Annotated in this window: 20 protein-coding genes; 6 read left to right on the top strand and 14 right to left on the bottom strand. The window is 71.0% G+C overall.

Annotated elements, in window-relative coordinates; translation table 11 throughout:
- Window positions 1-13 precede the first annotated feature (13 nt).
- Window positions 14-637: a putative glycolipid-binding domain-containing protein gene (locus DMB66_RS33905; protein WP_199752777.1), complete on the top strand. Its 624-nt coding sequence runs from the start codon at window positions 14-16 to the stop codon at window positions 635-637.
- 64 nt (window positions 638-701) lie between these two features.
- On the opposite strand, the gene DMB66_RS33900 is transcribed toward DMB66_RS33905, so the two are convergent.
- From DMB66_RS33900 to DMB66_RS33885, 3 genes are all read right to left on the bottom strand, one after another.
- Window positions 702-2,348 carry a hypothetical protein gene (locus DMB66_RS33900; protein ID WP_158647466.1) on the bottom strand — a complete coding sequence of 549 codons (1,647 nt, stop codon included), beginning with the start codon at window positions 2,346-2,348 and terminating at the stop codon, window positions 702-704.
- 74 nt (window positions 2,349-2,422) lie between these two features.
- On the bottom strand, window positions 2,423-3,517 hold the full coding sequence (locus DMB66_RS33890; RefSeq protein WP_125808204.1) for a PLP-dependent cysteine synthase family protein: 1,095 nt from the start codon (window positions 3,515-3,517) through the stop codon (window positions 2,423-2,425).
- Between the two features lie 3 nt (window positions 3,518-3,520).
- Window positions 3,521-3,982 (bottom strand): Lrp/AsnC family transcriptional regulator, encoded by a 462-nt coding sequence (locus DMB66_RS33885; protein WP_125808203.1) that lies wholly within the window; start codon window positions 3,980-3,982, stop codon window positions 3,521-3,523.
- Between the two features lie 221 nt (window positions 3,983-4,203).
- Here DMB66_RS33885 and DMB66_RS33880 point away from each other — a divergent pair, with 221 nt between their 5' ends.
- Complete coding sequence (locus DMB66_RS33880) at window positions 4,204-4,479, top strand: BldC family transcriptional regulator (RefSeq protein WP_125808202.1); 276 nt, start codon at window positions 4,204-4,206, stop codon at window positions 4,477-4,479.
- Window positions 4,480-4,493: 14 nt separating this feature from the next.
- Here DMB66_RS33880 and DMB66_RS33875 read toward each other — a convergent pair whose 3' ends face one another.
- The 3 genes from DMB66_RS33875 to DMB66_RS33865 all read right to left on the bottom strand — a co-directional run bounded on the left by DMB66_RS33875 (window position 4,494) and on the right by DMB66_RS33865 (window position 7,743).
- Window positions 4,494-5,114 carry a UbiX family flavin prenyltransferase gene (locus tag DMB66_RS33875; RefSeq protein WP_125808201.1) on the bottom strand — a complete coding sequence of 207 codons (621 nt, stop codon included), beginning with the start codon at window positions 5,112-5,114 and terminating at the stop codon, window positions 4,494-4,496.
- A 5-nt stretch (window positions 5,115-5,119) separates the two neighbouring features.
- Window positions 5,120-6,016, bottom strand: coding sequence for a menaquinone biosynthesis prenyltransferase MqnP (gene mqnP, locus DMB66_RS33870; RefSeq protein WP_125808200.1), 897 nt, complete (start codon window positions 6,014-6,016; stop codon window positions 5,120-5,122).
- A gap of 266 nt (window positions 6,017-6,282) precedes the next feature.
- The gene (locus DMB66_RS33865; RefSeq protein WP_125808199.1) at window positions 6,283-7,743 is read right to left on the bottom strand and encodes a menaquinone biosynthesis decarboxylase; all 1,461 of its coding nucleotides are present in this window, start codon (window positions 7,741-7,743) and stop codon (window positions 6,283-6,285) included.
- A gap of 120 nt (window positions 7,744-7,863) precedes the next feature.
- Here DMB66_RS33865 and DMB66_RS33860 point away from each other — a divergent pair, with 120 nt between their 5' ends.
- Window positions 7,864-8,754, top strand: a complete 891-nt coding sequence (locus tag DMB66_RS33860) for a hypothetical protein (RefSeq protein ID WP_233625038.1) — start codon at window positions 7,864-7,866, stop codon at window positions 8,752-8,754.
- A 4-nt stretch (window positions 8,755-8,758) separates the two neighbouring features.
- Here DMB66_RS33860 and ccsB read toward each other — a convergent pair whose 3' ends face one another.
- From ccsB to hemL, 6 genes are read right to left on the bottom strand one after another with little or no spacing between them, the layout of a single operon-like run.
- The gene (gene ccsB / locus DMB66_RS33855; protein WP_125808198.1) at window positions 8,759-9,772 is read right to left on the bottom strand and encodes a c-type cytochrome biogenesis protein CcsB; all 1,014 of its coding nucleotides are present in this window, start codon (window positions 9,770-9,772) and stop codon (window positions 8,759-8,761) included.
- Window positions 9,772-11,406, bottom strand: coding sequence for a cytochrome c biogenesis protein ResB (locus tag DMB66_RS33850; RefSeq protein WP_125808197.1), 1,635 nt, complete (start codon window positions 11,404-11,406; stop codon window positions 9,772-9,774). Before DMB66_RS33850 ends, ccsB begins: the two co-directional genes overlap by 1 nt.
- Entirely contained in the window at window positions 11,403-12,230 is an 828-nt protein-coding gene (locus tag DMB66_RS33845) for a cytochrome c biogenesis CcdA family protein (RefSeq protein WP_125808196.1), read from the bottom strand. The genes DMB66_RS33850 and DMB66_RS33845 overlap by 4 nt, the downstream gene beginning before the upstream one ends.
- Window positions 12,230-12,796, bottom strand: a complete 567-nt coding sequence (locus tag DMB66_RS33840) for a TlpA disulfide reductase family protein (RefSeq protein WP_125808208.1) — start codon at window positions 12,794-12,796, stop codon at window positions 12,230-12,232. The genes DMB66_RS33845 and DMB66_RS33840 overlap by 1 nt, the downstream gene beginning before the upstream one ends.
- Window positions 12,793-13,449: a histidine phosphatase family protein gene (locus tag DMB66_RS33835; protein ID WP_125808195.1), complete on the bottom strand. Its 657-nt coding sequence runs from the start codon at window positions 13,447-13,449 to the stop codon at window positions 12,793-12,795. The genes DMB66_RS33840 and DMB66_RS33835 overlap by 4 nt, the downstream gene beginning before the upstream one ends.
- On the bottom strand, window positions 13,446-14,795 hold the full coding sequence (gene hemL / locus DMB66_RS33830; RefSeq protein WP_125808194.1) for a glutamate-1-semialdehyde 2,1-aminomutase: 1,350 nt from the start codon (window positions 14,793-14,795) through the stop codon (window positions 13,446-13,448). The genes DMB66_RS33835 and hemL overlap by 4 nt, the downstream gene beginning before the upstream one ends.
- Before the next feature lie 134 nt (window positions 14,796-14,929).
- Here hemL and DMB66_RS33825 point away from each other — a divergent pair, with 134 nt between their 5' ends.
- From DMB66_RS33825 to DMB66_RS33815, 3 genes are all read left to right on the top strand, one after another.
- Window positions 14,930-15,256 carry an STAS domain-containing protein gene (locus DMB66_RS33825; protein ID WP_125808193.1) on the top strand — a complete coding sequence of 109 codons (327 nt, stop codon included), beginning with the start codon at window positions 14,930-14,932 and terminating at the stop codon, window positions 15,254-15,256.
- Between the two features lie 193 nt (window positions 15,257-15,449).
- The gene (locus DMB66_RS33820; protein ID WP_125808192.1) at window positions 15,450-15,893 is read left to right on the top strand and encodes a hypothetical protein; all 444 of its coding nucleotides are present in this window, start codon (window positions 15,450-15,452) and stop codon (window positions 15,891-15,893) included.
- Complete coding sequence (locus DMB66_RS33815; RefSeq protein WP_125808191.1) at window positions 15,890-19,495, top strand: NB-ARC domain-containing protein; 3,606 nt, start codon at window positions 15,890-15,892, stop codon at window positions 19,493-19,495. Before DMB66_RS33820 ends, DMB66_RS33815 begins: the two co-directional genes overlap by 4 nt.
- Before the next feature lie 4 nt (window positions 19,496-19,499).
- Here DMB66_RS33815 and DMB66_RS33810 read toward each other — a convergent pair whose 3' ends face one another.
- Together DMB66_RS33810 and DMB66_RS33805 are read right to left on the bottom strand one after the other, a co-directional pair.
- Window positions 19,500-20,048: a two-component system response regulator gene (locus DMB66_RS33810; protein ID WP_125808190.1), complete on the bottom strand. Its 549-nt coding sequence runs from the start codon at window positions 20,046-20,048 to the stop codon at window positions 19,500-19,502.
- Window positions 20,049-20,083: 35 nt separating this feature from the next.
- Window positions 20,084-22,300, bottom strand: a 2,217-nt coding sequence (locus DMB66_RS33805; RefSeq protein ID WP_125808189.1) for an ATP-binding protein, incomplete at its 5' end; no start/stop codon positions are given.

Below are 22,300 nucleotides of genomic sequence, written 5' to 3'. Positions count from 1 at the left end.
GTTATGGTCGAGCATGGCCGTTCTGCCGGGTTCACTGTTCTGGGATCGTCGTGACACCGCCGGAGCCGAGCATGCGCTGGTCGACGCGCGGGCCGGGCTGCACGCTCGCGGCTCCGCCCTCGCCGTCGATCCGATCCCCTACAGCGCCCGCTACGAGCTGCGGACCGACCCGGACTGGGTCACTACCGCCCTCGACGTGAGCACCGAGGGGGCGGGCTGGAGCCGAACGCTGCGCCTGGAGTCCGAGGCCGGGCGCTGGCGGGCCGTCACCGGCGAGCGGGGTGATCTTGATGCGGCGCTGACCGCCGCCGGTCATGCCGGGGCCGGTCTGCCCGGCACCGAGGATCCGGACCTGCTGTTCGGAGCCCTCGACGTCGATCTGACCGGCTCGCCGCTGACCAACACGTTGCCGATTCGGCGGCTCGACCTGCTCAAGGCCGAGCCGATGGTCGCGCACCGGGTGAGTGTCGCGTGGGTGTTGCTGCCCAGCCTGGAGATCGTGCAGGCGGATCAGATCTACACCTCGCTGGGCGACGGGCGGGTGCGCTTCGCCAACGAGACCTTCAGCGCCGACCTCGCGGTGGACGACGACGGCTTCGTCGTGGATTATCCCGGGCTGGCCGAGCGGGTCGGCTAGGCCGCGTTTCGTAGGTGGGCCCGCCGCAGCCCGGCCCACGTACGAAACACGGGCTGAGCCGCCGCTAGACCTTGTCGCGGATCCAGGCCATGCAGGTCTTGTCGACCGTCGCGAACGGCTTGCCGAACGCTTCCCGGGACGCCGGGTCAAGGTCGCGGTTTTCCCGCAGATAGAGCCGGACGAAGGTGAAGAGCGCGCCCTGGCCGTACTTGCGGGCCAGGCAGTCGGCGGTGAAGTGGCCGAGGCCGTAGAAGGCGTCGCTCGCGTTCGGGCTGGCGTTGTCCGCCGGGGCTCGCGCGGCGATCGACTTCGGGCGCTTGCCGCTGTCGAGCAGGGAGCGGACCGCCGAGCGCCGCCAGCTGTCCGTGGCCGACCTCGGATACCAGCCGATGTATTCGGCGATGCCCTCCTCCAGCCACATGTCGCCGCTGCCGCCGCTGGTCCGGTAGGCGCCGCCCAGGGTCACGACGTGGCCCAGCTCGTGCTGCATCGTGGTGGCGAGCACCTCGCTGTCACCGCGCACCGCGGAGATGTTGATCACGACGTCGCTGCCCGAGTCGCTGAGCGGCATCGCATAGCCGATCACCCACTTGTCGGTGATGCCGCCGTACCAGGATTTCCACTGCTTGGCGCCGGCCACGTAGACGCGGTATTTGCGCTGCGGGTTGCCGACCAGGCCGGCGAAGCGGTCGTTGACGATCGCGGCCTTCTCGGCGGCGGCGAGCACCTGCTTGAAGTATTTCCGCTCGCCGCGGCCGCCGACCACGGTGACCCGCTCACCCGACAGGAAGACCAGGTCGCCGGACTCCCACGGGGTGGGCTGCTGGCGCTGCCGGCTCTTCCGCGCGGTGAGCTTGGAGATCACGTACTGGCTGCCGGCCTTCTTGAGGGTCAGGGTCTGGGTGATGGTCGGCGGGCCGTTCGACTGGTTGTATTTCTCTTCCGGGCACTTGTCGGTGCTGAAGCAGTACGCGATCTCGGCGGTCACGTCGATCGTGCCGCGCTTGACGTTCAGCGGGTCGACGGAGGTCTCGTAGACGAAGTGGCTGACGCCGAGGCCGCGCAGCGACCGGAACATCGAGCGGTATCGCGCGCGGAGCTTGGCCTGGCCCGGGTCGACCGCGGCCAGCCAGCCCTGCTCGTTGTTGTCCAGCAGGGCCGTCGCCTGGGCCTTCAGCGCCGCGTTGGCGGCCTCGGCCGGCGTCAGGGGGGTCCGCGTGGCGGTGGGCTCCGGCCCGGCCGCAGCGGCCCGCTCGTTGAACGGCAGCGGCGCGCGGTTGACGTAGACGAAGCCGGCGCCGACGGCGAGGGCCGCGACCAGGGCGGCACCGATCAGCAGGCCGCGGCCTCGCCTGCGGGGCATCGGCGGGAGCGGCAGCGGGGCCGTGCCGGGCACCAGGCTGAGCGGCGGCAGGTCGCCGACCTCGATGGGCGCCGGGGAAAGCGGGTGGGTCGACGGAAAGAGCTCGCTGGGCAGCGGCGCCCGCTGCCCGGGAACGAACGTGCCGGGCGGCGTGCCCCACGGGCCGGGCGGCGTGCCCCACGGGCCGGGCGGCGTGCCCCACGGGCCGGGCGCCGGTGGGCCGGGCGGCGTGCCCCACGGGCCGGGCGCCGGTAGGCCGGGCGGCATGGCCCGCTGGGACGGGATCGGTGGGGCGGTCGCCGCGGCCGGAAGATCCGGTGCGGCGGGGCCTTCCTCAGCGTCGTGCACTGCGCTCCTCGAACCCGAAACCCGTGATAAGACCCAGATCCTCCCAGCTCCGCCGTCGCGGCGCTGCCCCCATGTCAGGCAGGCTGCCAGACGCCGGTGGCCAGGAACGTGTCAATCGCCGCCAGGTGTGGTTCGAGAGTGATGCCCTGGCCGGTGATCCACACGTCTGAATAGTACGTGTCCGCGTACCGCTCGCCGCCGTCGCAGATCAGGGTGACCACCGAGCCCTTGCGCCCGGCCGCCAGCATCTCCGCGATCAGGGCGAACGCGCCGCACAGGTTCGTGCCCGTGGAGCCGCCGAGGTGGCGCCCGAGCACCGCCGTGCCGGCCCGCATCGCCGCCAGCGACGCGGCGTCCGGCACCCGCATCATCCGGTCGACCACGGCGGGCTGGAAGGAGGCCTCGACGCGGGACCGGCCGATGCCCTCGATCCGCGAGCCGCGACCGGTGGTGATCGTCCAGTCGCCGGCGAGGTAGGCGGGCCAGAACGCCGATCCCTCCGGGTCGACCACGCACAGCTTGGTGTCCAGCCGCCGGTAGCGGGCGTACCGGCCGATGGTCGCGCTGGTGCCGCCGGTGCCGGCACCGACCACGATCCACGCCGGTACGGGATGCCGCTCGAGGCTGAGCTGCAGGTAGATGGATTCGGCGATGTTGTTGTTGCCCCGCCAGTCGGTGGCCCGCTCGGCGTGGGTGAACTGGTCCATGAAGTGACCGCCGAGATCGCCGGCGAGGGTGCGGGCCGCCGCCACCACGGCCGTCGGGTCGGCGACGAGGTGGCATTTACCGCCCTGGAACTCGATCAGCGAGATCTTCTCGGGCGACGTGCTCGCCGGCATCACCGCGATGAATTCGAGGCCGAGCATCCGGGCGAAGTATGCCTCGCTGACCGCCGTCGAGCCGGAGGACGCCTCGACAACGGGGGTGTGCGGCCCGATCCAGCCGTTGCAGAGGGCGTACAGGAAAAGGGAGCGGGCCAACCGGTGCTTGAGCGAACCGGTGGGGTGCGACGACTCGTCCTTGAGATAGAGGTCGACGCCCCAGGACCGGGGCAGCGGGAACGGCAACAGGTGGGTGTCGGCCGAACGGTTGGCGTCGGCCTCCACGAGCGCGATCGCGTCGCGGGCCCACTCGCGCGCGGCGTCGTCACAACGGTTGTGCTGTTCCATGGTCTAACCTACCGCCGGGTCGAGGCCGGGCTGGGGCCGGTTCTCCCATTTCGTGGAGAGCGCGATCGCCGTCCGCGTCGACGCCACCCCCCGGGTCCGGTTGATCCGGACAATCAGCTGTTCCAGCTCGGCGATCGTGCCGACCCGGACGGTGAGCTGGTACGACTCCACGCCCGCCATGAAATAGCAGGATTCGATCTCGGGCATCACCCGCAGCGCGGACAACACGTCGTCGGTGTCCGCGCCGGAGTCCTCGACGATGCCGATCAGGGCGGTGACACCCAGCCCGATGGCCTCGTGCTCGACCTCGGCGCGATACGCCCGGATCGTGCCGGCGGCTTCCAGCTTGCCCACCCGCTCATGCACCGCGGGCGCCGAGAGTCCCACCTTCCGGGCTAGTTCCGCGTAGGAGGAGCGGGCGTTTTCCCGCAATAGGTCGATCAGGCGCAGGTCGATGGCGTCCATGGCTTCAGAGGTTAGTGCGACACTTCCTGGTACCTCACGCCCGGTAGCGGGCGTGGAGCGCCGGACGGAGCAAGGATAATGGTCAACGTCGCAATCGGGGCTTTTTCCGCATTTCAGCGACTTGCTGTTTTTGGCGATGCTCTAATGGCACTACGTCCCGATCGAGCACGCCGACACTCACTGTGACCAACGGCGCTCCAACACGACGCGAGGAGAGGGCCGTGGACACAGGAGATCGACTGCTGACGCCCGGGGAGGTGGCCGCGCTGTTCCGGGTGGATCCGAAGACGGTCACGCGCTGGGCAGCCGCCGGACGCATCGGCAGCATCCGCACTCCGGGTGGCCACCGCCGGTTCCGCGAGTCGGAGGTGCGCGCGCTGCTCGAGGGCGACGGTGTGGTGGAGGAGATGCGCGAGGACGACGCCGCCAACCGACCGCGAAACGGCGGGCCGACCAATCCGGGGCAAAGCTACGGCCCACCCAACGGATTGCGCTGACGCGCGGCGGCGTCCTACCGCCCCGAGCCCAATTCGCCCGCCCAGCGGGTGAAGAGCTCGTGGGGCACGCCCAGAGCGTCCAGCACCTTGCCCGCCACGAAGTCCACCAGCTGCCCGGCGGTCGCCTGCGCCCCGGCACCGTAGAAGCCGGGGCTGGCGGGCAGGACCACCGCCCCGGCGTCGTGCAGAGCGATCAGGTGCTCCAGGTGGCTGCGGGTCACCGGGGTCTCCCGGGGCACGATCACCGTCCGGCGGCGCTCCTTGAGGTTCACCTCGGCGGCCCGCTGGAGCAGGTCCTTGGAGAGCCCGATCGCGATGCCCGCGCAGGCCGCCGTGCTGGCGGGCACGACCGCCATGCCCCGGGCCGGGTACGAGCCGCTGCTCGGCCCCGCTGCCAGGTCGCTCGCGGGCCAGTAGGCCAGGTCGCCGAGGTCGCGGCCGAGCCAGGCCGCCACGTCGTCCTTCCAGTGCGCGTCCCGGACGGTGGCACCGGTCTCGTCCAGCAGCGTGAGCCGGGCGGCCTTGGAGACCACCAGGTCCACGGACTCGCCGGCGTCCAGCAGCGCCGACAGCACGGCCCTGGCGTAGGGCGTGCCAGACGCTCCCGAAACGCCGACGATCCAGGGGATTCTCATCCGCTTTACCGCAGGATCAGGTCGAGGAGCGCGAAGAGGAACAACGCGATGCCCACGAAGCCATTGGCCGTGAAGAACGCCCGGTTGACCTTGGAGAGATCGGCCGGCGTGACCACCACGTGCTGATAGCCGAACGCGACCGCGGTCAACCCCAGGCCGATCCACCAGAGCCAGCCCAGGCCGACGACCTGGCCGAACCAGACGAACAGCGCGAAGGTCAGCACGTGCGTGACGGTGGAGATGTGCAGCGCCGTGCGCACCCCGAAGCGGGCCGGGGTCGAATGCACCCCGATCCGCCGGTCGACCTCCACGTCCTGGCAGGCGTAGATGATGTCGAACCCGCCGATCCAGAGCCCGACCGCGACCCCCAGCAACCAGGCCGGTCCCGAGCCGTCGAACGTGCCGGTGATCGCCAGCCAGGCGCCGACCGGCGCGACGGCCTGGGCCAGCGCCAGCACGTAGTGCGGGAAATTCGTGAAGCGCTTCGCGTACGGGTAGATCACCAGCGGGATCACCGCGAGCGGCGAGAGCACCAGGCAGAGCGGATTGAGCAGGCCCGCGGCGAGGAAGAGCACGACCAGCGACACGGCCGCGCCGGTCCAGGCCGTGCGCACGCTCACGGCGCCGGTGACCAGCTCCCGGTTCTGGGTGCGCGGATTCTGCGCGTCGATCTTGCGGTCCAGGATGCGGTTGGCCGCCATGGCGAACGTCCGCCCGGCCACCATCGCCACGGTGACCAGCAGCAGGTCGACCCAGTGCACGCCGGTGCCGTCGCGATCCATGGCGACCAGCGCGGACAGGTAGGCGAACGGCAGCGCGAAGATCGAGTGCTCGATCGCCACCAGCTTCAGGAACGACTTGACCTTGCCCGGCTGCTCCGGGGCTGCGGCAACCGCCGTCATAGATTTCCTTCCGTGGAAACCCCCGGCTTTAGCCGTGGGGAGGAAACGGAACCCCTGCGGGGCGGGTCAGGGATAGTCGATCCGCCGTCAAGGTGGATGGTCGTCACTGTGAGCGTCCCGTCAGGTGTTGCGCTGGATCCCTTGAGGCCGACGTCCACGTGTCCGTGCCAGTGCCGACGACGTCAGACATTCGATCGCCTCCTACCGGGACGGTGGACCGGATGCGGTCCGAGCTGGAAATCCCCCAGACTTACCTGCGGGAAGCGTTAAATTCCGTATTCCTTCCACCGCTTGTCGACCAGCGAGACCACCTCGTCCGCCATGGTCATCTCTTCCGGCCAGCCGCGGGAGTAGCCCTCCGTCGGCAGCTTACGGGTCGCGTCGAGGCCCGCCTTGCCGCCCCAGAACTGCTGGTAGGAGGCGTGGTCGAGGTGGTCGACCGGGCCCTGGGTGAGCACCAGGTCGTGGTCGTAGTCGACGTTGCCGAACGCCCGGAACGCCACCTCGTGGTAGTCGTGCACGTCGCAGTCCTCGTCGACGATCACGATGAGCTTGGAGAGCGACATCAGGTGCGCGCCCCAGATGGCGCTCATGATCTTTTGCGCGTGCTTCGGGTAGCGCTTGCGGATCGAGACGATCACGCAGTTGTGGAAGACGCCGGCGGCCGGCATGTCGTAGTCGACGATGTCCGGGATCAGCATCTTGAGCAGGGGCAGGAAGATCCGCTCGGTGGCCTTGCCGAGGCCGTGGTCCTCCTGCGGCGGCTTCGAGGTGACGATCGAGTGGTAGATGGGCTGCTTGCGCATCGTCATGCACTCGACGTGCAGCACCGGGAAAGGCTCGACCGGGGTGTAGAAGCCGGTGTGGTCGCCGAACGGCCCCTCGGGCGCCCGTTCCCCCGGCTCCAGATAGCCCTCGAGCACGATCTGCGCCTGCGCGGGCACCTGCAGCGGCACGGTCAGGCAGTCGACCATCTCCACCCGTTCGCCGCGCAGGAAGCCGGCGAACAGGTATTCGTCGATGTCGCTGGGCAGCGGGGCGCTGGCCGCATAGCTGACCACCGGGTCGCAGCCGATCGCGACGGCGACGGGCAGCCGCTCGTTTCTTCTTTCCGCCACGGCATGATGCGCGGTGCTGTCCTTGTGGATCTGCCAGTGCATGCCGAGGGTGTTCCTGGAGTGCTGCTGCAGCCGGTAGAGGCCGAGATTGCGCTTGCCGGACTCCGGGTGCTTGGTGTGGGTCAGCCCGTAGTTGTGGAAGACGCCGCCGTCGCCGGGCCAGACCTGCAGGCCGGGCAGCTTGTCCAGGTCGACCTCGTCGCCACGGAGGACGACCTCCTGGCAGGGTGCGCTCTTGACCTTCTTCGGCGGGACCGACTTGAGCTGCAGCACCTTGCCGATGCCGTCGCGGATGCCGGACCAGCCGACCGGCAACTCCGGCTGAATCAGCGAGCCGATCCGGTTGCCGACGTCGTCGAGCGAATCCACCCCGAGCGCCATCGCCATCCGCTTCTCCGTACCGAAGAGGTTGACGACGATCGGCATCTCGCCGCGGGTCGGGCGCTCGAAGAGCAGGGCCGGGCCGCCGGCCCGGACCGTCCGGGTGACGATCTCGCTGATCTCCAGCGTCGGATCGACCGGTACGCGGACCCGGCGCAGCTCGCCGGCGGCCTCCAGGGCCGAGATGAAGCCTTGCAGATCGTGGTACGGGAAGCCCTTCGCAGCCATGTTCCCAGTCTCGCACCACGGGATGACAGGTGATCAGGGGGCGGGAACCGTCACCGGGGATCACCTGCCGCGTTGAGCTACGGATTGGTTTCCGCGCTGGTCAGGGGCGAGGTGGGCGGCTTGAAGTTCCGGTCCGTGGCGCGATGGTGTGCCCTGGTTGGCCTGGTCACGGCGCTGGCCGCGGCCGCTCCGGCGGCCTCACACCACCGGGAACGACTGCCCGCCTGCCCACGCGGTGAGGCGTCTGTCACACCACCTACCGAGCCGGCCGGCCGGTACGCCCGCAACGCCTGCCGGACGGCGGGGCGGATCCTGGAGTCCGGCGTACGGCTGGACCGGATGCGCGAGTTCGCCACCCCGAGCGGCTACCACCACCTGGGCGCGGGCACCGGCGGGGAGTGGGGCGGCGTCTCGGGCCGCATCGCGGTCGTGGACGGCGCGGTCCGGCGCAACACGTACGACTTCGTGGCGGGCCGCTTCATGGTCAAGCGCGACATGGGCGGCGGCTCGATCGCCTGGCTGGAGGCGGGCTGGGCGGAGACCGGCTGGGCCGGCGCCGGCCGCCAGCACATCTACACCTTCAACACGAACACCAAGACCTGGCAGTTCTACGACCAGTACGAACTGAGGCCGGGCGACAAGCTCTGGCTGGACCTGCACACGGACGGGAACAACGTCTGGCAGGCCTGGCTCTGGTGGAACAACCGGTGGAACCTGCTGACGGCGCAGCAACTGCCGGTCGGCTCCCGCGCGTACGTCGAGCAGTACGTCGAGGTCCACGTCGACTCGAGCCGCCCGGCCCGGGTGGTGGTGCCCCCGGTGACCGTGGACAACGTCCAGCTCCGTCCCCCGGACGGCGGCACCGCCCGCTACTGGCGCGACGACGTCGACACGCAGATCGGCGACCTGGCCAAGCAGCAGGCGGGCGGCTTCTGCCTGAACTGGGTGATCCGCTACGACACCTGGACGGCCGGCGACTGCTCCGGCGGCGCACAGCCGGCCGGCGGCTGAGAGGTCACATCCCGCCGGCGTTGGCGTATGAGTGCAGCCCTCCGAAGAACAGGTTCACGCCGAACAGGTTCATCAGCATGGTCACGAACCCGATCAGGGCGATCCAGGTCGCCGTGCTGCGCTTGACGCTCGGGGTGGCCCGGGCGTGCAGGTAGGCCGCGTAGACGACCCAGGAGATGAACGCCCAGACCTCCTTGGGGTCCCAGCCCCAGTAGCGCCCCCACGACGCCTCGGCCCACAGCGGCCCGGCGATCAGCGCGCCGAAGGTGAAGAGCGGGAACGCGAACGCGTGCAGCCGGAAGGTCAGCCGCTCCAGCACCTGCGCCGACGGCACCTTCGCGCCCAGGGTGTACGGGAAGCTTCGCTTGCCCGCGTCGTAACCCGCGCGGACCAGGAACATCGCCGCCGGCACCGCGCCGATCAGGAAGATGCCGGAGGCCACAATGATCGTCGAGACGTGCACGATGTACCAGTACGAGTTCAGCGCCGGGACCAGCGGGCCCACCGGCGTGTAGGCGATCAGCCCGGCCGCGCCGAGCAGCACGACCAGCGCCAGCGCGGTGAAGAGGCCCAGGTGGCGCACGGCCGGCTTGCGGGTCAGCACACCCAGCCAGACCGCCGAGCCGACCAGCGTCACCGCGAGGATGAACTCGTACATGTTGCCCCACGGCATGCGGCCGGCCGCGAGGCCGCGGGTGACCACCGTGCCCAGGTGCAGCGCGAAGGCGAGCCAGGTGAGCCCGACGCCGATCAAGCCGAGCAGCACGCCCCGGTCACGCGGCGGCGCGGTCTCGACGACCGCGTCGGCCGGCGGCGCCTCATCGGCGGGCGGCACGTCATCGGCGGGCGGCACGACCTCCGCGGGAGCACCGGCGCCGGCGAGCTGGCGGGCCGGTCGGGTGGCGGCGCGGCCGATGTGGCTGCGGTTGCCGAACGCGTACTCGGCGGCGTAGCAGACCATCGCCGCCAGGTATGCCAGCACGGTGAAGGCCATCAACTGGTCAGACAACTCCGCCATCACGGCGTCCTCTCATCCCGCACCCCGGCGCCCCGCGCCGCTGCCACGACCTGCTCGAACTCCTCTTGGAAGCCCGGATAGTCGGTGCGCGGCAGGCCACCGGCCTCCATCAAACTACCGCCGGCGCCCGGCTCGGACCCGGCAGGGGGCGTAACCCGGAACCACACCCGGCGGCGGTGCCCGGACAGCGACAGCATCAGCCCGAGCAGGCCCAGCACCGCCCCGCCCAGCACCAGCGGCTGGGTGGGGTCGTACCGCACCGCGAGGGTGGCGAACTGCCGGGTGCCGAGGAACTCCAGCTTGGTGCCGTCGTCCAGGGTCCACGACTGGCCGACGGTCAACCGCTGCGGGCGCTCGCCGCTGACCTGCTTGAGCTGGCCGTTGGCGAGCTGGCCGCGGTCCAGCGCGTAGACCGAGCCGGGCAGGCCGGCGTCGACGCCGAGGTTGCCCCGGTATGCCGTCAGGAACAGCGCCGGATCGCGCTCGGCCGGGAAGACCGAGGCCGCGCCGCCCTTCGGGTCCACAGTGGGCAGGAAGACACCCTCGAAGGCGACCTGCAGGTCCTCGTCGCGCTTGTTCGTCTTCGGGTCGATGTTGACGTCCGGGAACTGCGCGACGCCCTCGCTGGTGAGCATCTGGTCGCGGGGCAGGAACGGCACGATCTTGGTCTGCTGCTGGCCGAAGCGGTCGGTGTACCGCAGGATCGGCGCGTAGCCGTGGCCGAGCAGGTGCACGTTGGCCTGCGGCAGGCGCAGCGGGTGGTTGACCGTGAACTCGACCGGCCGCCAGGCACCGTCGTGCTCGGTCTGCACGTCGGCGTCCGCGCCGAACGACTTCGGCTGGCCGTTGCTCTGGTAGCTCGCGTGGAAGTCGGTCAGCCGCAGGCAGAAGAACGGCAGGTCGGCCGCGTCGAGGCGAGGGCCGAGCGAGGACTCGTCGTACTGCGTGAGGGAGTTGCAGAAGCCCAAGTCCGTGCCCTGCACCAGCAGGCGGTTGCCGTGCCAGCCGTACCAGTGCCCGAAGCCCACCCCGATCAGCACCGCGAGCAGCGCGAAGTGGAACAGCAGGTTGCCGGTCTCCTTGAGCAGGCCCTTCTCGGCCGAGACCGTCCACGTGCCGTCCGGGCGCTCGCGCACGACGGTGCGGAAGCGGCGGCGGCGCAGGCTCGCCGCGACGGTCGCGGCCGTGGCGGCCGGATCGTCGGGTCGCGGCTCTGCCGCCGCATGCTGCGGCAGCCGCTCCAGGCGGCGCGGAGCATCCGGGGGTACGGTGCGCAGCGCGCGGAAGTGATCGAGCAGGCGCGGCACCACGCAGCCCACCAGCGAGGTGAAGAGCAGCAGGTAGATCGACGCGAACCAGGGCGACGCGTAGACGTCGAAGCCGCCCAGCCGGTCCAGGATCGGCGCCAGCTCCGGATGGTCGCGGAAGTAGCCGGCGACGTTCTCCACGTTGACCGCGCGCTGCGGCAGCACCGAGCCCGGGATCGCGGCCACCGCGAGCAGGAAGAGCAGGACCAGGGCCGTGCGCATGCTGGTGAGCTGCCGCCAGGAGTTGCGCAGCAGCGCCCAGGCCCGGTTGGGCCGGCGCGGCGGGGGCTCGGCGGCGGCCGTCGGGCGCTCCTCGACGACGGTCACAGCAGCGTCCCGGCATCGAAGTTGAAGGTCGTCACCAGCCAGATCAGGAAGGTGTTCCAGCCGCCGGTGACCAGCGCCAGCCCGACCGCGATGAGCAGCACGCCGCCGATCCGGGTCACCCACCGGCTGTTGCGGCGGACGGCCTTGAAGACCCCGAGCAGCCGCCGGAAGAAGAGCCCGAACAGCACGAACGGCACCCCGAGCCCGAGGCTGTACGCCAGCGCGAGCACCACCGCCCGGTCGGTCTGCCCGCTGGTGGTGGCCAGGCCGAGAACCGCGCCGAGGGTGGGGCCGGTGCACGGCAGCCAGGAGAGGCCGAACAGCGCCCCGAAGATCGGCGCCCCGGCCAGCCCCGCGTTGGGCAGCCAGGTGATCCGGGCCTGCCCCTGCATGCCCGGGACCACGCCGAGGAACAGCAGGCCGAGCACGATGATCAGCACGCCGAGCACGATGTTGAGGGTGCGCTCGTGGGTCTTCAGCGCCAGCCCGATGTTGGCGACCAGGGTGGCCAGCAGCATGAAGACGACGGAGAAGCCGACGACGAACAGCACCGTGCCGGCGAGCACCCGGCCCCGCCCGGCGGTCTTCGCCTCCGGCGGCCTGGTCCGCACCGCCACGGATCCGCCGGCGGGCTCCGCTTTCGGCGGGACGCCCAGCGCGGCGTCGAGATCCGCGCCGGCCAGCCCGGTCACGTACGACAAATAGCCGGGCATGAGCGGGAGCACGCAGGGCGACAGGAAGCTGACCAGCCCGGCGATCGCGGCCGCCCCGATCGCCAGCAGCAACGGGCCACTGCTGGCGGCGTCGGCGAAGCTCTCTCCCATCAGCCCGGCTCCTCGGCGGCGATCCGCTCGACCAGCGGCTGCAGCACACCGACCGTGACCGGTTCGCGGATGCCGACCGCGATCCGGCCCTGCCGGTCCAGGATCAGCGTCGACGGCGTGGCGACCTGGGTCACGTCGAACTCGAGCGCGACGCTGCCGTTCTGGTCGTAGACGCTCGGGTAGGTCACCCCGAAGCCGCGCTCGAACGCCTTGGCCGCGTCCCGGTCGTCGCGCGAGTTGACCCCGACGAAGGTCACGTTCTTGGCCTTGGTCGCCTGGTACGTCTGCTCCAGGTCGTCGGCCTCGGCCCGGCACGGGTTGCACCACGAACCCCAGAAGTTGACCACGACCACCTTGCCGCGATCCTGCGAGACGTCGTAGCTGCCGCCGTCGAGCAGCTCACCGGTGACCGCGCGGGGCTGCGGGCGCTGGTCGGGGGCGCACTCGACGACGCCGTCGGCGTTCGTCGAGCACTTCTTCTCCCAGCTCTCGCTGCCGCAGCCGGCCAGCGCACCGGCGGCGATCGCGGCGACGAGGACAACTGCGGCGGGCCGGCGCACGGTCAGGCCCCCTTGGCGGTCCGGGCGCTGGGCGACATGGCCACCAGCGCGGCGGCCGGCTCGGCATACTCGACGCCGACGATCTTGGCATCCTCGAACACGAACGAGGTCAGGCTGGCCAGGCCGCACTGCCGGCGGCGCGGGTCGTGCCAGAGGCGCTTCTTCTCGACGTACCGGCGCAGGGTCCAGATCGGGAGCTGGTGGGAGACGCAGACCGCCTCGTGGCCCTCGGCGGCCACCCGGGCGGCCTGGATCGCGGCGAACATCCGCTGCGCGATCACCAGATAGGCCTCGCCCCAGGACGGGGTGATCGGGTCCCGCAGCACCCACCAGTTTCGCGGGTTGGTGAACGCCCCGTCGCCGACCGACACCTTCTTGCCCTCGAAGAAGTTGGCGCTCTCGATGAGCCGGGTGTCGGTGGCCGTCTCCAGCTTGAAGTGGGCCGCGAACGGCTCGGCCGTCTCCTGGGCGCGCTCCAGCGGGCTCGCCACCACGTGCGTGACGTCACGGTCGGCGAGCGCCTCGGTGGCCGCCTTCGCCATCTGCCGGCCCAGCTCCGACAGGTGGAAGTCGGGCAGCCGGCCGTACAGGATCTTGCCCGGGTTGTAGACCTCGCCGTGCCGCAGCACGTGCACCGTGGTCCTGGTCGGCTCGCTCAAGATGTTGCTCCCCCTGTTGCCGCGGCCGCGGCAGCTGCCGCCGGCAGCGCCGCACCGATCTGCTCCAACGCGGCGTCGTCCAGCGCCGTCGACACGAACCACGATTCGAAAGCGCTCGGCGGCAGGTAGACACCGCGGGAGAGCATCGCGTGGAAGAACGCCTTGAACGCGGCCGTGTCCTGCGTCTTCGCCGAGTCGTAGTCGACGACCTCGGCGTCGGTGAAGAAGATGGAGAACATGTTGCCGGCGAAGGAGAGCCGGTGCGGGACGCCCGCGGTGTTCAGCGCGTCCGAGGTGAGCGCGCCCACGGTGGCGGACAGCTCGTCCAGCCGCTTGTAGACGGCGTCGTCGGCCAGCCGCAGGCTGGTCAGCCCCGCCGCGCAGGCCAACGGGTTACCGGAGAGCGTGCCGGCCTGGTAGACCGGCCCGGCCGGGGCCAGCCGGGACATGATCTCGGTGCGGCCGCCGAAGGCCGCGGCCGGCAGGCCACCACCCATGACCTTGCCGTACGTGAAGAGGTCGGCGTCGACGGGCTCGAGGCCGGCCCAGCCGCCCGGGGCGACCCGGAAGCCGGTCATCACCTCGTCGACGACCAGCAGCGCGCCGTTGGCGTGGGCGAGCTCGGCGAGCCGCCGGTTGAAGCCCTCGCGCGGCGCGATCACGCCCATGTTGCCGGCCGCGGCCTCGGTGATGATCGCGGCGATGTCGTCGTTGGCGGCGAACGCCGCCTCGACCGCGGCGATGTCGTTGTAGGGCAGCACGATGGTCTCGCTGGCCGCCGCGCCGGTCACTCCGGGCGAGTCCGGCAGCCCCAGCGTGGCGACGCCGGAGCCGGCCGCGGCCAGCAGGGCGTCGACGTGGCCGTGGTAGCAGCCGGCGAACTTCACGATCTTGCTGCGCCCGGTGAAGCCGCGGGCCAGCCGGATCGCGCTCATCGTCGCCTCGGTGCCCGAGCTGACCAGCCGGACCTGCTCGACGGGGGTCCGCCCGACGATCTCCTCGGCCAGCTCCACCTCGCCCTCGGTCGGCGTGCCGAAGCTGGTGCCGAGCGCGGCGGCGGACTGCACGGCGGCGACGATCGCCGGGTGGGCGTGCCCGTGGATCAACGGGCCCCACGAGCAGACCAGGTCCACGTAGCGGCGCCCGTCGGCGTCGACCAGCCACGGACCCTCGCCCCGCACCATGAACCGGGGCGTTCCGCCCACGGCCTGGAACGCACGCACGGGTGAATTGACCCCGCCGGGCACGATGCCCTTGGCGCGGTCGAACAGGGCCTGGGAGACCGGGGCCTCGTCCGGGTACGGACTGCCCGCGGCGCGGTATGAGGTGGTCACAGCGAATCCCATTCTGTCAGCGCCGGGCGGCAGCCGCCTTGGCAGCCCCGCAGGCGGGTTGTGCAGGTCACGATCGGCAGGTCCGGCACAGGCGGATGAACCGTGCCCAACAGGCTGGATTCCCTCTTCCGCGATAGGCTGACCAGGTGGAGCGACCGGAGCTGTCCATCGCGCTTGAGCGAGCCCCCGACGAGGTTGTCTTCCACCTCGCCGGTGAGATCGACGTGCTCACGGTCACCAAATTGTCTGCCATGGTCAACGAGACACTGCTGGAACCACCCTCCCGAATCGTCCTCGACATGTCCGGCGTGACCTTCTGCGACTCGCAGGGCCTGGGCACCCTGGTGGTGCTCAGCCGCAAGGCCCAGCATGCCCGCACGGTGCTGGCGCTGGCCAACGTCGGCGACTTCCTGCTGCGCGTCCTGGACATCACCGGTCTCCGCAGCGCCCTGATGATTTCCAGCTCTACCTGACAGCTTCCTGTCGGCCCCCGCGCAGCTCCACCGCCGCCGTGCTGACCTGGGCATCTCCTCCATCGGGAGGAGCGGCACGGTCATGGCGGAGCTCGCCCCGGTGATCACCGCCCGCCGCGAGCGTGACCCTTCGTGAGCGTAGCGATACGGTTCTACGCTGAACCGGACACTCGGCTCTGACGGGAGAAACAGCGTGGTGCCGGAAACGCTCCTTGCGGTTCTCGCTTCCGGTGGTTCGGCGCTGGTCGGCGCCGTGGCCACCGACGCCTGGCAGTCCGCCCGCGGCGGACTCGTCCGGTTGTTCGCCCACGCCGGGCAGCGGCGAGCGGAGACGGCGGCCCACTGGGTCGACGAGATGGCGTCCGAGTTGGACCGGCCCGAGTTGGCCGACCGGCCGGCGGCCGAACGCCAGTGGGCGCAGACCTGGCAACAGCGGCTGTACGACCTGGCCGAGGAATATCCGGAGATCGGAGACGACCTCGAGGCGTGGGCGCGATCGGTCCGCGCGCAGCTGCCCGCGGAAAAGCAGGCCCGAGCCGACACGTTCATCTCGCGGGATCACAGCCAGCAATACAACGCCCCGGGTGGATCCATCACCGTGCACCAGCATTCCCGCGACGGCATATCGCCGGGATGACCGCGGCCGGGGCTGCTGATCGCGGCGGGACATACCAGGCGTCGCAGCGCGCGGCGCAATACAACGCGCCCGGCGGCAGCATCACCGTCAACCAGTGGGCGCCGCTCCCGGCGGAGCCGCGCCGCAGGCGAATGGCACCCCCGCTCACCGCGGGCATCGTCGCGCGCCCCGACGTCACCGACCGGCTGCTGGAGCTGGTGTGCTCGGACGACAGCGACCCGGTCGGCATCACCGGGGTGTACGGCACGGGCGGCTTCGGCAAGACCACGGTGGCCAAGTGGATCTGTCACCAGCCTCGGGCGGAGCAGCGCTTTCCGGGCGGTCTGCTCTGGGTGACACTGGGAGAGCAGGTGACCGGCGCCGAGCTCGCCGCCAAGGTGAACGACCTGGTCGAGCAGCTGACCGGCGTGCGGCCGGCGCTGACCGACCCGCTGCAGGCAGGATTCCGGCTCGGCGAGGTGCTCGACTCGCAGAATGACCCCGTACTGCTCGTTGTCGACGATGCCTGGACCGATCAACAGATCGAGCCGTTCCTCTGCGGTGGCCGCCGATGCCGGCGGCTGCTGACCACGCGGCACCGGCGGCTGGTCGATCCACGCGGCTGCGTGCAGCTCGATCAAATGACGGCCGCGCAGGCGGCGGCCCTGCTGACCCGCGACGTCCCGCACGCCGTCACCGAGCCGGTCGACCGCGTGGTGGCCGCGACCGGTCGCTGGCCGGTCCTGCTGGCCCTGGCCAATCGGGCGCTGGTCCGCGCCGTGGACTACGGCACCCCGGTGGAGCAGGCGCTGCAAGACGTCGCCGACCGGCTCGAAGAGGACGGTCCCGTCACCTTCGACCTCGACAACGCGCACCACCGCGGCCGCGCCGTACGGGCGACGATCCGGGCCGGCCTGGATCTGCTCGCGCCCGAGACGGTCGAGCGGTTCTTCGAGATGGCCATCTTTCCCGAGGATGCCGACGTGCCCGTCGCCGTCCTGGAGATGCTCTGGCAGGCGACCCCGCGGCGGGTGCGCGCGACCTGCGAGACGCTCGCCGACCTGGCCCTCGTCCTGGATTACAGCCACGACGCGGGAACGGTTCGCCTGCACGACGTGATCCGGGCTTACCTGATCCACGAGGTGGGCGAGCCCGGCCTCGCCGACCTGCACGGCCGGCTGCTCGACGCCGCCGCGCGGGTCGTGCCCTCGGCCGGGGAGAGCCCGGCCTGGTGGGAGCTGTCGGAGCGGCACGACTACCTGATCCGGCATTTCGCTGATCATGCGCTCGGTGCCGGCCGGGCGCACGATCTGGCGGCCACCGTCACCGACCTGCGCTGGATCGTCTCCCGGCTGCGCCGGCACGGGCCGGCCGGCGCCGAAGCGGATCTCGCCCACGTGCCGACCGACATCGCCCGGCTGCTCGGCCGCAAGATCCGGCAGAACGCCCACCTGCTGACGCCGATCACCCCCGGTCACGCGCTGTCCGCGGTGCTGGTGAGCCGGCTGGAAGCCGTCGGAACGTTCCAGTCCACCATCCGCGACCACGTGCCCAGCCTGCCCACCCCCCGCGTGGCCAACCGCTGGCCGCTGCCCGACCTGCCGCACCCGGCCCTGCTGCGCACCTTCACCGGCCACTCCGACCTGGTCACCGCGCTCGCCGTGGCGCCCGACGGGAGCTGGATCGCCACGGGCGGCGGCGACCACACCGTCCGGGTCTGGAACCCCGGCACGGGTGCCACCGAGCACATCCTCACCGGCCACGGCAGCGAAATCACCAGCATCGCGGCAGCGGGCGACGGACGATGGCTGGCCACCGGCAGCGCCGATCACACCGTGCGCCTCTGGGATCCGGCAACCGGCGCGCTCATGCACGTCCTCGCCGGCCACACGGGTCCGGTGACCGCCCTGGCAGCCCCCGCGTCGAACGACTGGATCGCCAGCGCCAGTCATGATCGGACAGTGCGGTTGTGGGACACGGCCACCGGTGCCTGCCGGAGGCTCCTCGCCGGCCACACCGATCGGCTCACCGCGCTGGCGATCGCCTCGCACGGTGGCTGGATAGCCAGCACCGGGCAGGACCACACCGTACGGATCTGGGACACCGCCACGGGTCGCCGCAGCCGCCTCCTCGAGGGCCACACCAACTGGGTCGCCTGCCTGGCCTCGGCCCCCGACGACGCCTGGCTGGCCACCGCCGGCGGCGACAGCACCGTCCGGATCTGGGATCCGGCAACCGGCTCCGCCGGCCATGTCCTGCGTGGCCACACGGGCATCGTCTGCGCCATGGCCGTCGACCCCGGCGGATCGTGGCTCGCCACGGCGAGCCACGACAACACCGTCCGGATCTGGGGCCCCGTCACCGGCGCCGAACAGCGAGTCCTGGCCGGCCACACCGACTGGGTGGTCGCACTGGCGACCGTCGGGGGTGACGTCACCCGGCTGGCCACCACCGGCCACGACCGCACGGTCCGGATCTGGAATCCGCTGACCGGCGCCTGCGAGGGCGTCTACACCAGCCACACCGACCGGATCACCAAGGTGGCCACCGCTCCGGACGGGCGCTGGCTGGTCACGGCGGGATACGACCGCACGTCGAGATCCTGGGATCCGTCGATCCCCGCCGTCGACACCGCCGCGGTCGGGCACACCGGCCGAGTCACCGCGATGGCGAGTGATTCCGGCGGAAGGTGGCTGGCCACCGCGAGCGAGGACCACACCGCGCGGGTCTGGGATCCGGCCACCGGTGCGTGCGAGCAGGTCCTCAGCGGGCACACGAGCCCGATCACGGCGATCGTCGTGCCGCCCGACGGCACCTGGGCAGCCACCAGCGGTGCGAGCACCACCCGGGTGTGGGATCTGCATACCGGCCAGAACAGGCACATTCTCGTGGGCCACAACCACTGGATGCGCGCGTTGGCCGTCGCTCCCGACGGCGCATGGCTCGCTACCGGCGGCGCTGACACCACCGTGCGCATCTGGGACCCGAGCACCGGAGATTGTCGGCGGGTCCTGCGCGGCCACCCGAGCCCGGTGGGGCGGCTGGTCGTCAGCCCCAGCGGCGAGTGGCTCGCCGCGAGGTGCACGGAGGGCACCATCCAGATCTGGAACCCCGACACCGGTGATCATCGCGGCGAGCTGAAGGACCACGGCCACTGGGCCGGCCCGCTCGCAGCCGCACCGGACGGCACCTGGCTGGCCACCGGAAACGGCTACACCGTGAGCGTCTGGGAGCTGTCCACCGGCGATTGCCGGCAGGTCTTCGACGACCACCTCGGCTGGATCCGCGGGCTCGTGGCGTCCCCCGACGGGAGCTGGCTGGCTGCCGCTACGCAGCGAGGTCAGGTGCACGTGTGGGACCTGGCCTCCGGCGACTGCCGGAGCCGGCTGACCGGACACGATCCATCGGTCACCGCGCTGGTGGCCGCGCCCGACGGCAGCTGGCTCGCGGCGGCCACCGGCGCGGGCACCATCACTGTCTGGCGGCCGGACGACCCGGTCCCGGTGGCCGCGATGCGGGTCGACGCCGCACTGACCACCTGCGTCGCGCTTCCGGACGGCAAAGGCATCAGCGCGGGTAGCGCCGGCGGCGCCGTCTACACCTTCGACATCGTCGGCGGGTGAGCGGCTAGTTGCCCCAGCGGGCCTTCTCCAGCAGCTCCAGCGCTTCGCCGGCGGCCTCGTCGCCGCCGGCCCGCAGGGTCCGGGCCGCCTCGTCCACCAGGTCGGTCAGCCGCTGCCACTGGGCGTCGCGCTCGCGGCTGGCGTCTGCCTGGGCCTTGAGCTGCTGGGTCTTGGTCCACAGCTCGACGAAGATGGACACCTTCGCCCGCAGCACCCACGGGTCGAACGGCTTGGTCAGATAGTCCACCGCGCCGACCGCATATCCGCGCAGGGCTAGCTGGGCATCGCGGTCCGCCGCCGTCAGGAACAGGATCGGCACGTGCCGGGTGCGCTCGCGGCGCTTGATGTGCCCGGCCGTCTCGAAGCCGTCCATGTTGGGCATCTGCGCGTCCAGCAGGATCACCGCGAAGTCGTCCGTGAGCAGCTGCTTCAGCGCCGCCTCGCCGCTCTCGACCGCGACCGCCTGCACCGGCAGGCCCTGCAGGATCGCCTCCAGGGCCAACAGATTGTCACGCCGGTCGTCGACCAGCAGGGCCTTGGCTCGCTCAGCCACTCCGGCCAACCTCTCCGCCGCCACCCTCGACTCGACTAACCGCCATTCTGGCTCTCCGTCCCGGAGTTGTCGGACGCGTTCACCCATCGGGCCATCAGCTCGATCAGCTCGTCCAGGTCGACCGGCTTGGTGATGTAGTCGCTCGCACCCGCCGCCAGCGCCGATTCCCGGTCGCCGGGCATCGCCTTCGCTGTCAGGAACACTACCGGTAGGTCCGCGAAGCGCTGATTGCGGCGGATTCCGCGGGTTGTCTCGTACCCGTCCTGTTCCGGCATCATCGCGTCCATCAGGACGATGTCGACCTCCGGGTGCTCGGCCAGCAGCCGGACCCCGTCGACGCCGTTGTCGGAATAGAGCACGTTGAGGCCGTGCATCTCCAGGGCGCTGGTCAGCGCGAAGACGTTGCGCACATCGTCGTCGACGATGAGCACCGTCGCGCCGTCGAGCTGGCGGCTGGCCGGGCTGACGGTGTGCGTCTCCAGCTCCGGGCGGGCCGTGATCAGCGGCAGATCCAGCGAGGACAGCGCGCGACGCGGCTCGCCGGCCGAATGCGACGCCGGGAGCTGCGGCATGGAGGGCACCGGGATCGCGTCCCCCACCAGGGCGTCGGGCATGTAGAGCGTGAAGGTCGAGCCCGCGCCGGGCGACGAGGAGACCAGGATCGTGCCGCCGAGCAGCGCCGCGAACTCGCGGCTGATCGACAGGCCCAGGCCGGTGCCGCCGTACTTGCGGCTGGTCGTGCCGTCCGCCTGCTGGAACGCCTCGAAGATCAGGCTGAGCTTCTCGTCGGAGATGCCGATGCCGGTGTCGGACACCGCGAAGGCCACCACCTGACGGGCCGCGGCCAGCGCGGGGATGCCGAAGTCGGCCTCCGGCGGCGCCGGGTGGATGCGCAGCGTGACGGAGCCGTTGTCGGTGAACTTGACCGCGTTGGAGAGCAGGTTGCGCAGGATCTGCTGGAGCCGCTGGGCGTCGGTGACGATCGACTCGGGCAGGTCGTCCGAGACCTCCACCCGGAACTCCAGGCCCTTCTCGTCGGCCTGCGGGGTGAAGGCCTGCTCGACGTAGCTGCGGACGCCGTCGAAGTCGACCTGGTCCGGCTCGACGTCCATCCGGCCGGCCTCGATCTTGCTGAGGTCGAGGATGTCGTCGATCAGCGACAACAGGTCGGAGCCGGCGCTGTGGATGGTCCGGGCGAACTCGATCTGCTTCTCCGTCAGGTTGTGCTCGGAGTTGTCGGCGAGCAGCCGGGCCAGCAGCAGCAGCGAGTTGAGCGGGGTGCGCAGCTCGTGGCTCATGTTCGCCAGGAACTCGGTCTTGTAGGCCGACGCCCGGGACAGCTGCTGCGCCTTCTCCTCGAGGCCGAGGCGGGCCAGCTCGATCTCCCGGTTCTTCGTCTCGATGTTGCCCTTCTGCTCGCTGAGCAGCTGGGCCTTGTCCTCCAGCTCGGCGTTGGTCCGCTGCAGCTCCGCCGACTGGTCCTGCATCTCGCGGGCCAGCCGCTGCGACTGCGCGAGCAACTCCTCGGTGCGCCGGTTGGCCTGGATGGTGTTGAGTGCGACGCCGATAGCCGCCACCAGGCGCTCCAGGAAGGTCAGGTGCAGGCCGGAGAACGCGGCCACCGAGGCGAACTCGATCACGCCGAGCATCTCGCCCTCGAACAGCACCGGCAGCACGACCAGGTCGCTCGGTGGCATCGACATGAGGCCCGAGCGCATCGTCAGGGCACCGTCGTGGGCCGCCCGCACCCGGATGGTACGGCGGGAGACGGCGGCCTGGCCGACGAGTGCTTCCCCGGGCCCGAAGGTCACCTCGTGGTTGCGGGCGACGTAGCCGTACGAGGCGGCCAGCCGCAGCCGCATCACGGCCTCCTCGTGGTCGACCATGAAGAACGCGCCGAGCTGCGCGTCCACCAGCGGCGTCACCTCGGTCATGATCATGCGGCAGACCTCGCCGAGGTCGCGCTGACCCTGCAGCAGGCCGCCGATGCGGGCCAGGTTGGAGTCCAGCCAGCCCTGTTCGGCGTTCGCCTTGGTGGTCTCCCGCAGCGTCACGATCATCTGGTTGATGTTGTCCTTGAGCTCGGCGACCTCGCCCTGCGCCTCGACCGCCACGCTCTGGGTCAGGTCGCCGCGGGTCACCGACGTGGACACCTCGGCGATGGCCCGCAGCTGGGTGGTCAGCGTGGAGGCGAGCTGGTTGACGTTGTCGGTGAGGTCGCGCCACGTACCGGAGACGCCCTTGACCTCGGC

It is taken from the genome of Actinoplanes sp. ATCC 53533 (assembly GCF_003947245.1).
This window is presented reverse-complemented; position numbering and strand designations above follow the sequence as displayed.

Excerpts from the sequence above, each read along its gene's own strand:
- DMB66_RS33905 (WP_199752777.1), top strand. The coding sequence starts at position 14 with ATGGCCGTTCTGCCGGGTTCACTGTTCTGGGATCGTCGTGACACCGCC.
- DMB66_RS33890 (WP_125808204.1), bottom strand. The coding sequence starts at position 3,517 with ATGGAACAGCACAACCGTTGTGACGACGCCGCGCGCGAGTGGGCCCGC.
- DMB66_RS33885 (WP_125808203.1), bottom strand. The coding sequence starts at position 3,982 with ATGGACGCCATCGACCTGCGCCTGATCGACCTATTGCGGGAAAACGCC.
- DMB66_RS33875 (WP_125808201.1), bottom strand. The coding sequence starts at position 5,114 with ATGAGAATCCCCTGGATCGTCGGCGTTTCGGGAGCGTCTGGCACGCCC.
- mqnP (WP_125808200.1), bottom strand. The coding sequence starts at position 6,016 with ATGACGGCGGTTGCCGCAGCCCCGGAGCAGCCGGGCAAGGTCAAGTCG.
- DMB66_RS33865 (WP_125808199.1), bottom strand. The coding sequence starts at position 7,743 with ATGGCTGCGAAGGGCTTCCCGTACCACGATCTGCAAGGCTTCATCTCG.
- ccsB (WP_125808198.1), bottom strand. The coding sequence starts at position 9,772 with ATGGCGGAGTTGTCTGACCAGTTGATGGCCTTCACCGTGCTGGCATAC.
- DMB66_RS33845 (WP_125808196.1), bottom strand. The coding sequence starts at position 12,230 with ATGGGAGAGAGCTTCGCCGACGCCGCCAGCAGTGGCCCGTTGCTGCTG.
- hemL (WP_125808194.1), bottom strand. The coding sequence starts at position 14,795 with ATGGGATTCGCTGTGACCACCTCATACCGCGCCGCGGGCAGTCCGTAC.
- DMB66_RS33815 (WP_125808191.1), top strand. The coding sequence starts at position 15,890 with ATGACCGCGGCCGGGGCTGCTGATCGCGGCGGGACATACCAGGCGTCG.